Raw genomic sequence first — 10,416 nt, forward strand, 5'->3', positions numbered from 1 at the left:
GATAGATATTAGTTTGGTAGAGCCGATATAAATGGCGTAACTTTGCCACTTTGTAAACCTTCCAAATCTGTTTTTACCATCTTTTCTAAAAGTTGTTCAAAACTAACTTTTGGTTCCCAACCCAGATTTTGTTTGGCTTTACTGGGATTAGCAACAAGTTCAAAATGTTCATCTGCTCGTAATAAATCGCTATTAGTAACTACGTAATTTTTCCATTCTAGTCCCACACAATCAAAAGCTGTAGCGATTAATTCTCGCACACTGTGGAGTTTACCTGTGCCAATCACATATTCCTCTGGCTCATCAACTTGTAGCATTCGCCACATAGCTTCAACATGATCTCCAGCAAAACCCCAATCACGTTTGGCATCCAAGTTACCCATTTCTAAAGTTTGGGCTAAACCCAATTTAATCGATGCTGCCGCTAAAGAAACTTTGCGTGTCACAAACTGAGGAGGACGTAGAGGAGATTCATGGTTATACAAAATACCACTACAAGCAAACAAACCATAACGCTGTCGGTGATGCACCATAGTCCAGTGCGCGTGTAATTTTGCAGCCGCATAGGGATTTTTGGGACGGAAGGTAGTTTCTTCATCTTGAGGAGAAACATCAACATCTCCAAACATTTCTGAACTGCTGGCTTGATAAAATCTTGTAGATAAACCAACTTGCCGGATTGCGTCTAATAACCGCGTAGCAGTGCCGGTGATCAGATCGAGAGTTCCTAAAGGATCATGCCAAGAATCGGGAACAAAACTCGGCGCAGCTAAATTGTAAATTTCGTGGGGCTGTAGTTGTTGCACAGCAGTTAATAAACCCGCACTATCTCTTAAATCAACTGTGTAAATTTCTACTTTGTCTGCTAGACTGCCCAATTTTGACAAATTAGGTTGTCGATAGGGAGATACCAAGCCCACGACACGGTAATTTTGGTTAAGCAGTAAATGGCTGAGATAGTAGCCATCTTGACCTGTAATGCCTGTAATTAGGGCTGTTTTTGTCATAGATATGGTTTTTGAGAACACAGGGTTAGTTGACTGAATCTATGTATTTATAGCATTTTCTAGTTGGATAAAGTATAAATCTATCTAAGTCTATCTGCGTCTATCTGTGTCCATCCTCTTCTATCTGCGGTTAAATCTTTCTGGACGTATCTCATGAATGCGGAAATTGCCATAGTATATTTAGTATTATTTTTACAGAAAAATTGGTTTTTCCATGAGTGAGATTTCGGAAATTTCTTAAACATTTATTAAAGATTTATGAATATATTAATTTTGACGGTCTATTTTAAAGATTTGACAAAATGAGTAGCAATCTCAATCTTTTTGCACCTGTTCACCTTGGCGCTTATATCCTACCCAATCGGATTGTCATGGCTCCTATGACTCGGTTAAGGGCAATTGACAGTATCCCTAACTCCTTAATGGCGACTTACTACGCTCAACGCGCCAGCGCAGGGTTAATTGTTACAGAATGCACGATGGTGTCTCCTCTCAGTTTAGGCTACATGAATTGTCCTGGGATTTACTCAGAGGAGCAGGTGGCTGGATGGCGCTTGGTGACAGATGCTGTCCATGAACAAGGGGGAAGAATTTTTCTGCAATTATGGCACGCTGGGAGGGTTTCCCACTCATCTTTGTTGGGTGGTGAGTTGCCTGTTGCGCCTAGTGCGATAGCCGGAGTTGGTTCATTACATACGCCTATTGGTAAGGTTTCTTTAGAAACTCCCCGTGCTTTAGAAATTGAGGAAATTACTGGAATTGTAGAGCAATTCCGCCAAGGGGCAAAAAATGCTTTGGCTGCTGGTTTTGATGGTGTTGAACTTCACGGTGCTTTTGGTTATTTAATTGACCAATTTTTACAAGATGGCTCTAACCAACGTAATGATGAATATGGTGGTTCCATTGAGAATCGCAGCAGGTTTCTTTTGGAGGTGGTAGCTGCGGTTGTTGATGTTTGGGGGGGTGAACGAGTCGGTATTAAACTTTCACCTAGTAATACATTTTACGGGATGCAAGATAGTAATCCTCAAGCAACTTTTGGCTATGTGATTAAGGCGCTTAACGCTTTTGGGCTTGCTTATCTGCACTTGATGGAACCGAATGAAGTTGATTTAGCTACCCGTGAGGTGTTGAATCCTGTGATTACTGAGTTTCGCTCGATTTACCCAGGAACTATCATTTCTAATGGTGGGTATGATGGCATCACCAGCGATTGCATTATCATTAGTGGTATTGCAGATTTAGTCTCTTTTGGCAAGTTATTTATCTCTAATCCAGACTTACCAAAACGCTTACAAATTAACGCTGAATTGAATACACCAGATCCAAAAACATTTTATGCTGCCGATGCTACAGGATATACTGATTATCCTTTCTTAGAATCTTAGTATCTTCATAAAGACAGCATAAAATTCGGCATAAAATCGATAAACTAATAACCACTTTCGGTTTTATAATCGTCTAGAGCAGCTCAGAAAATGGGTAATTTAAAGATGGGACGAAATAGGTTGGATAAAACCTGTTTATATATTTTAGATATTGGCTCATCTAACCTAGTTTTAAAGTCTGTTTTTTCCATGAAATATCACTTCGCAGGCACACACAACTAATTATGGATTTGTCCAACTTTACTACACTTCAAAACTTAGAATCTGCTTTCGGTGGTGAATCGATGGCAAATCGCAAATACCTGTTTTTTGCTAATGTAGCGCGTCAACTGGGTTTTTCAGACTTAGCAAAACTTTTTAAGGAAACAGCAGATCAAGAAACTGAACACGCTTTTGCACATTTTCAGTTATTACATCCAGAACTAGTTGTTAAAGATGCAGCAGCTTTAACTGATGAACAAAAACGGGAAATTATCTCTCGTTGTTTGTCTTTAGCAATTGAAGGTGAAACCTATGAATACACTACAATGTATCCTGAATTTGCTGCTGCTGCTCAACAAGACAGAGACAACCCCGCAGCGGAAGAATTTCTCAAACAAGCTCAAGAATCTAGCGATCACGCTAACACATTTCGCTCCGCAGCACACCGTTTTGGGTTGCTAAAATTCATTGAAAATTACCATGCAGATCGCTACTCTGAAGCTTTGGAAGTATTAAATGGAGGACAAGCTGTAACCAGAGTCGCAGGTGAAGATCCCGCAACTCAAAAATGGATTTGTAGACAATGCAGCATGATTTATGATCCTGTTGCGGGTGATCCTGATTCGGGAATCGCACCTGGTACACCTTTTGCAGCAATTCCTGATGATTGGAGTTGTCCCATTTGCGGTGCTACTAAAAAGACTTTTAAACCTCTTGAGGAAAAAGTTGCTGCTTAAGACAACACTGATCGAGTTTCTCGGTTCAATTTCTGTAAATTATAAGTAATCTAGCCTTTATCCCTCTTCCCTGATAATCTATAAAATATGGAAGGGGGATTTTTTATATTTTTAACTAACTGAGTTTAATTTCTGGAGAAATAAATATGCAGCCAAAAATCAGAAAACTGTACAGAAGTGAAGAATACTCTCAACTAGATATATTATATCATTCTTTTACTCCCATCCTGGGAATAAACTTATCTGTTTTTGGTGGCTGGACAATGCTTGGTTTTTGGTTGTTAACAAGTGCATTTATTAGTATTTTCTTTTTAGATATTGATAATTGTTATGAAGTACTAACTTGCAATTTCAATTCAGCACTTGGTAAAATCACCTTGCGACAACGAAATATATTTTCTCAGGGAGTAATTGAACTACCACTTAATGAAATTGAAACAGTACTAATTAACTCACGCAGTTCTTCATTTACTACTAAAGCTAGGCTTGGTAAAAAAATCCAAATTGATAACCAAGTATATTGGATTGTTGTTGTTTTGCATTCTGGTGAACATCGTCGCCTGACTTATTATGAAACAACTATGTTTAAGTGTAAACAAAACATAGTTGATTATATTTTGTTTCTGAAAGAGAATACATGAAGTTAATTATCTAGAGGTGCATCATTATGAATTCATCAGAACAACAAGCTCCATTTGCTAACCGTAAACCCGTTTATCAAGAATTTAATTTTCAGATTATTTGTGCAGTGACGCTGATTGCTGTGATTGGAGTTTCTAGCGTTACTCCTGCATTTCCTTATTTAGCTAAATCTTTAAATGTCAACCCCAAAAATTTAGGATTGTTAATTACAGTATTTACATTACCTGCCTTGATTTTGGGGCCTGTAATTGGAGTATTAGCTGATAGATGGGGCAGAAAAATAATTATTATCCCTTCTCTATTTTTATTCGGGATTGCTGGTACAGCTTGCGCTTTTGCTCGTGATTTTAATTTATTGTTATTTTTACGTTTGTTGCAAGGAATTGGTGCTGCTTCTTTATTGTCTTTAAGTATTACTTTAATTGGTGATTTATATACAGGAGATAGACGTGCTGCGGCTATGGGTTATGCTTCTAGTTTTAGCAGTGTGGGTACGGCAAGTTATCCGTTAATTGGTGGTGCATTAGCAACGCTGGGGTGGTATTATCCTTTTATGTTGTCTGCGGTAGCTATTCCTGTAGGGTTGCTGGTGTTGTTTGCTTTGAATAATCCAGAACCAAAAGGCGATCGCAATCTTCAGGAATATTTGAGTAATGCGGCAACAATCATTAAAGATCGGCGATTATTTGGTTTATTTATTGTCAGTGCGTCTAATTTTGTGTTGCTTTATGGTGCTTATGTCACATATTTACCACAATTAATGAATGATACTTTCAAAGCACCACCTTCTACCATTGGCTTAATACTTTCAAGTGTGTCTGTAGCAATTACAGTTACATCTTCTCAATTGGGTAAATTAGCGAGAAGATATCAACCGACAACTTTAATTAAGGCATCTTATATTTTGTATGCTTTATCAATGTTAATTGTTCCTTTGGTCTCAAGTATTTGGTTATTGTTAATCCCGACGACAATATTGGGTATTGGTTTAGGAATTGGTTTTCCGAGTATTCAAACTTTGTTAGCGGAGTTAGCACCCAGAGAATATTTGGCAACGGTAGTATCAGTGAATGGGACATTTTTCGGTTTAGGGCAAACTTTGGGACCGTTGTTAATGGGTATTGCGTTTGGGTTTGGAGGAATAAATAGCGTATTTTTAGCAGCGGTGGGATTTACGATTTTGATATTTTTCGTGTTTAGGTATTTGACTTGTGAGTGAGAGATTGGGAGTTACTTATTGTAAATTAGTCTCAGTTATTAGGATCTTATATTTATTTACTTGTCAATGTAAAAATTTTAAATAAATCGCACATACTCGTTAAGCTATTATCCAGGTTATAAGCTAACCAACATTCAACAAAAGACGGCTATCCAAAATATGATAATCATTTTTTGGTAGCTCCCTGAGGATATCTTTGACAGTCTTGGGAAATAAATTTACAATCATTATTTATCAAATATTTAAATCCTTTGCCCAAAATGTGTTAAATTTTGGGCTGTTTATATCAGTTATTTATTAGAATTCAACACTTCGGCCATCGCTTAAAAAGATATCTATTAAAACATCCCGCCTTCAGCCATGACTGAAACTACCCCTAAACCTATTGCCACGACCGCGCCTTTACCTGCAAATGAAGTAGAACGCTTAGAGGCACTGCGGCGATACAATATTCTCGACACCCCGCCGGAAGCTGCCTTTGATCGCATCACCTCTCTGGCAGCGCGCCTATTTAATATGCCAATTACGCTGGTATCCCTGGTTGATGAATCGAGAGGCTACTTTAAATCTGCCTATGGCTTTGATATGCGCGAGGTACCGCGAGATGCGACTATTTGCAACTTGGTGGTGTTATCCGATGAGGTATTAGTCATTCCCGACACTAGGCAAGACAATCGCCTCGCCTGTAATCCCTTTGTACAAAATGAACCGGGTCTGCGGTTCTATGCTGGCGCGCCACTGCTGACTCAAGATGGATTTAACTTAGGGACTCTTTGTTTGTTAGACACACAACCGCGTGATGCCTTAACTGATGAGCAAAAAGCTGTCCTGGCGGATCTGGCCGCAATGGTGATGGATGAACTAGAACTGCGACTAGCAGTTCATAAAATTGCTCAAATCGATGCAACTTTGCAAGATGTGAGTCAGGGAGTTTCTGCGGCGACAGGGAAAGCATTTTTCTCTGCTTTGGTGCAACATTTGAGCAAAGTGCTGGGGGTTGATTACACATACATTGGTCTAGTGGAGGGAGATAAGCAGGAAACAATCCGCACGATCGCTGCTTGCGGGAAGGGGCAGATTATCGACAACTTTGCGTACCTGCTGCATGATACCCCCTGCCAGGAAGTACTCCAGAAAAGAAAATTGTGCTGCTATGCCAATCGAGTCCAAGCCTTGTTTCCCAACGCGCCTCTTTTAAAACCTCTCAACGTGGAAAGCTATGTAGCAGTTCCCTTTTTTGACACAACGGGTGTACCCCTCGGTGTACTGGGAGTGATGGATGGCAAGGCTTTGACAAATGTTCAACTGGCAGAATCCCTATTGACCATCTTTGCCCTACGCATCGCCACCGAACTAGAGCGACAGCAAACAGAAGCAGGGCGGCAACAGGCCCAGCATGAGTTGGAGCGTTTAGTTGCACAACGAACGACTGAATTATCTCAAGCAAACGAATTACTCCTGTTGGAAATTGTGGAGCGACAGCAAGCCGAAGTAGCCCTGCAAAAAGAACAGGAGTTACTCAGAGTGTTGCTTGATAATGTGCAGGCAGGAATCGTTGCCTGTAATGCCGAAGGGATTTTGACCTTATTTAATCGAGCCGCACGAGAGTTTCATGGCTTGCCGGAGCAACCACTACCACCTGAACAGTGGGCAGAGTACTATAACCTGTATTTGCCCGATGGCAAAACGCAGATGTCTAAACACGAGATCCCCTTATTTCGAGCATTACAGGGAGAGAAGGTCGAGAATGTGGAAATGGTGATTGCGCCCAAACAGGGAACTGCGAAGACGCTGCTTGCTAGTGGACAAGCGATCGCTGATAGCCAGGGCAAAAAACAAGGCGCAGTCGTCCTCATGCACGACATCACCGAACGCAAACAAACTGAAGCCGAGCTACTGATTTCAGATGTTGCCTTGCAGCAAATGCCCAATGCCATTTTTTTAACCGATTTGGAGGGTAAAATTCTACGCTGGCTGGGCAATGCCGAGCAAATCTTTGGCTATACAGCAGCAGAAGCGATCGGCAAACCTGTTAATTTTCTCCATCGCTCAGATATTAAAGCGGCGATGACTGCCCAAATCATTCAGTCTATTCAAACAACAGGAGATTTTTGTGGTGAAATTCCCTGTCTGCGGAAAGATGGCTCGCCCGTGTCGATAGAGACAACAGCCAAAACCGTGTATGACAAAACTGGGAATCCGATCTTTTTTATTGGTATTAATCAAGATATTACTGAACGCAAAAAGAGTGAAGCCGAACGCGCCCAATTGCTGCGGCAGCAAGTTCAAGAGCAAAATGCGCGTTTAGAAGCAGAAGCTGACCAGCGGCGTTGGGCATTTCTTGCAGAAATCAGCACAGCGCTGGCATCCTCATTAGATTATGAATGTACTCTGGCAAATGTTGCAAATCTGGTAGTACCATTCTTTGCGGACTGGTGTGCGATCGACCTGCTGCAAGACAATCAATTCATTCATCGGGTTGCCGTTGCTCACCGTGATCCCACAAAAGTGGAATTGGGCTGGGAAGTTCATCGCCAATATCCCAGCCGAATCGAGGCAACAGAGGGAGTGGCTAAGGTGCTGCGAACTGGGAAAACCGAAATGGTGGCTGAAATTCCAGATGCTGCATTGGTGATGGTGGCTCAAGACGCTGAACATCTGCGAATCTTGCGCGAACTGGGGTTAAAGTCGGCTATTAGCTCACCATTGATTGCCCGTGGCCAGATTTTAGGGGCAATTTCGTTTATTACGGCTGAATCCGAGCGCCGTTATGGTGAGGCAGATCTGGCATTGGCAGAAGACATCGTTCATCGAGCCGCGATCGCTATTGATAATGCTCGTCTCTACCGGGAAGCAGAGCAATCTGCCGAACGCATTACCCGGCTTCAGTCTGTGACGGCTGCTTTTTCTGAATCCCTAACTCCCCTCCAGGTGGCGGATGTGATTATAGATCAAGGAATTGCCACTCTGGGTGCTAACTTTGCCATGATTGCCTTAGTGAATGAGACTGGTACTGAACTCGAAGTCCTCCGCAACGTTGGCTGTGAACCCGACCAAATGAACGGTTGGCAGCGGTTTTCCCTGAATGAGCCTGTGCCTTTGGCAGAAGCCGTGCGAACCGGACAGCCTATTTGGGCAGAATCATCAAAAACACGAGCAATCCGCTATCCGCACCTAACTAAACAGTATCAGCAGCAAAACTTCAATGCCTGGATTTCCATTCCCCTGATGGTTGAAGGTCGGGCAATCGGAGGTATGTCCTTTGGTTTCATTGAGCCGCAACAGTTGGATGAGGAGGAGCAAACGTTTATCTTATCGCTGGCACAACAATGCGCTCAGGCGATCGCTCGTACCCGCCTCTATGAAGCAGAACGAACAGCAAGGAGTGCCGCAGAATCTGCCAACCGGGTCAAAGACGAATTTTTGGCGGTGCTGTCTCACGAACTGCGATCGCCTCTCAATCCCATTCTCGGTTGGTCAAAGCTGCTGCAAAACGGCAAGCTGGACGAGGCAACGGCAAAGCAAGCTCTGGCCAGCATTGAACGCAATGCCAAACTACAATCTGAACTGATTGAAGATTTGCTTGATATCTCCCGGATTCTACAAGGCAAGCTCAGTCTCGCAGTTAGCCCGCTCAATTTGGCAATGACGATTAGAGCGGCGAGCGAAACTGTGCGACTAGCGGCAGAAGCCAAGTCCATTAGCGTCAAGGCAAACCTTGATGTTGAGGTGGGACAGGTTTTGGGTGATTCAACTCGTTTGCAGCAAGTGCTGTGGAATCTGCTCTCCAATGCTGTTAAATTTACACCTGTTGGGGGTCGCGTTGAGGTGCGATTAGAAAAGGATGATAATTATGCTCAAGTCACCGTTAGCGACACCGGAAAAGGCATTTCTCCCGACTTTCTTCCCTATGTGTTTGATTGCTTCCGGCAAGCGGACAGTACCACAACTCGTAAGTTTGGCGGACTGGGATTGGGGTTAGCAATCGTTCGTAATCTGGTTGAATTGCATGGTGGCACCATTCAAGCAGAGAGCAAGGGTGAAGGATTGGGAGCTACTTTCATAGTCAGGCTTCCGCTTATGCCCGTCCAACTAACTGTCAATGAAGAGCCTCAATTCCTAGAACCATCTTTTAATTTGAATGGTGTCCAAGTTTTAGTTGTGGATGATGATACCGATACACGAGACTTGATTGCGTTTATATTGGAGCAAGCTGGGGCAAAGGTGATTGCAGCTGCTTCTGGAGGGGAAGCATTTGCAGCTTTGGCTCAATCCCAACCGGATGTTATACTGAGTGACATTGGGATGCCAGACATGGATGGATATATGTTGCTCCGCCAGATTAGAGCCTTACCACCTGAGCAGGGCGGACATATTCCCGCGATCGCGTTTACAGCTTATGCCGCAGAGTTCGATCAGCAGCAGGCTCTATCCGCAGGATTCCAGAAGCATATTCCTAAACCTGTAGAACCAGAGGTATTGGTGCAGGCAATATTACAGATTATTTCCAGTGCTGCTTTTTCAGTTGTCAGAGCGGTCAAATGAACAAAGATAAGTAATCGTACAGAATTAATTACACAAATTGTCTTTCTGTTCCCTGATTCTATTAGACAGCATCAAGATGGTAAGTAAGTAAATAAAAATAAATAGTTGCGGCTCTTTTGGGAATGAGGGAAAGTGCGTAGGCGTTCGCGTAGCGTCTCGTGGATAGAGATAGCCCGTCGTAGACATCACTTTGATGAGGAAATTTTAATTAAAGTAATTTTTTTAGCTTCCTATAAGCAAAACACAAATAGTTGTATAATTTGGGTAATGTTGTTTAACAACCGCGCAAATATGGAACAATTAATAGTTCGAGTTGCTGATAAGGAAAAAGCAGAGATGCTATTGAAGATTCTTTCTGCTCTAGATTTTGTTAACTCTGTAGAGGTAATGGAAGATCAGGCGAATATATCTGATGATGAGCAAGATTTTTTTTCTTTTGCAGGGCTGTGGGAAAAGAGAAATGTTACTACTGAGTCCATTCGTCAAGAAGCATGGAGAGAAGAGGTGAAATGATTCTATGTGATACAAATATTCTCATAGAATTTTATAAGAACAATTCTAGGGTGATCTCTGAGCGGGAGCAACGCGATTTTGTGAGGTGGGGCAAAAAAAGTGCGATCGCCAAGTTAAAAACAGGCATCGCTAAAATATTTTTCTGAAATTAATGTTAAATAAAT

Annotated in this window: 7 protein-coding genes and 1 pseudogene; 6 read left to right on the forward strand and 2 right to left on the reverse strand. The window is 42.1% G+C overall.

What is annotated here, in order from left to right; genetic code table 11:
• Positions 1-8: 8 nt before the first annotated feature.
• Positions 9-1,007 carry a GDP-mannose 4,6-dehydratase gene (locus H6G59_RS18205; RefSeq protein WP_190716850.1) on the reverse strand — a complete coding sequence of 333 codons (999 nt, stop codon included), beginning with the start codon at positions 1,005-1,007 and terminating at the stop codon, positions 9-11.
• A gap of 302 nt (positions 1,008-1,309) precedes the next feature.
• On the opposite strand from H6G59_RS18205, the gene H6G59_RS18210 reads away from it, so the two are divergent.
• The 4 genes from H6G59_RS18210 (at position 1,310) to H6G59_RS18225 (ending at position 5,194) form a co-directional block, all read left to right on the forward strand.
• A complete protein-coding gene (locus tag H6G59_RS18210) occupies positions 1,310-2,395 on the forward strand; it encodes an alkene reductase (RefSeq protein ID WP_190716852.1) in 1,086 nt (361 codons plus the stop codon).
• A gap of 224 nt (positions 2,396-2,619) precedes the next feature.
• Positions 2,620-3,333: a rubrerythrin family protein gene (locus H6G59_RS18215; RefSeq protein ID WP_190716853.1), complete on the forward strand. Its 714-nt coding sequence runs from the start codon at positions 2,620-2,622 to the stop codon at positions 3,331-3,333.
• Between the two features lie 146 nt (positions 3,334-3,479).
• Positions 3,480-3,974 (forward strand): hypothetical protein, encoded by a 495-nt coding sequence (locus H6G59_RS18220; RefSeq protein ID WP_190716856.1) that lies wholly within the window; start codon positions 3,480-3,482, stop codon positions 3,972-3,974.
• Between the two features lie 26 nt (positions 3,975-4,000).
• Positions 4,001-5,194 (forward strand): MFS transporter, encoded by a 1,194-nt coding sequence (locus tag H6G59_RS18225; RefSeq protein ID WP_190716858.1) that lies wholly within the window; start codon positions 4,001-4,003, stop codon positions 5,192-5,194.
• Positions 5,195-5,273: 79 nt separating this feature from the next.
• Here H6G59_RS18225 and H6G59_RS27400 read toward each other — a convergent pair.
• A pseudogene (locus H6G59_RS27400) lies at positions 5,274-5,422 on the reverse strand (IS4 family transposase); the annotation flags it as partial.
• Positions 5,423-5,554: 132 nt separating this feature from the next.
• Between H6G59_RS27400 and H6G59_RS18230 the strand changes: the two are divergent.
• Together H6G59_RS18230 and H6G59_RS27405 are read left to right on the forward strand one after the other, a co-directional pair.
• Positions 5,555-9,739 carry a GAF domain-containing protein gene (locus tag H6G59_RS18230; protein WP_190716860.1) on the forward strand — a complete coding sequence of 1,395 codons (4,185 nt, stop codon included), beginning with the start codon at positions 5,555-5,557 and terminating at the stop codon, positions 9,737-9,739.
• Positions 9,740-9,871: 132 nt separating this feature from the next.
• The gene (locus H6G59_RS27405; RefSeq protein ID WP_242038913.1) at positions 9,872-10,252 is read left to right on the forward strand and encodes a hypothetical protein; all 381 of its coding nucleotides are present in this window, start codon (positions 9,872-9,874) and stop codon (positions 10,250-10,252) included.
• Positions 10,253-10,416: the final 164 nt, after the last annotated feature.

The sequence above is a fragment of the Anabaena lutea FACHB-196 genome (genome assembly GCF_014698305.1).
Taxonomy (GTDB): domain Bacteria; phylum Cyanobacteriota; class Cyanobacteriia; order Cyanobacteriales; family Nostocaceae; genus Anabaena; species Anabaena lutea.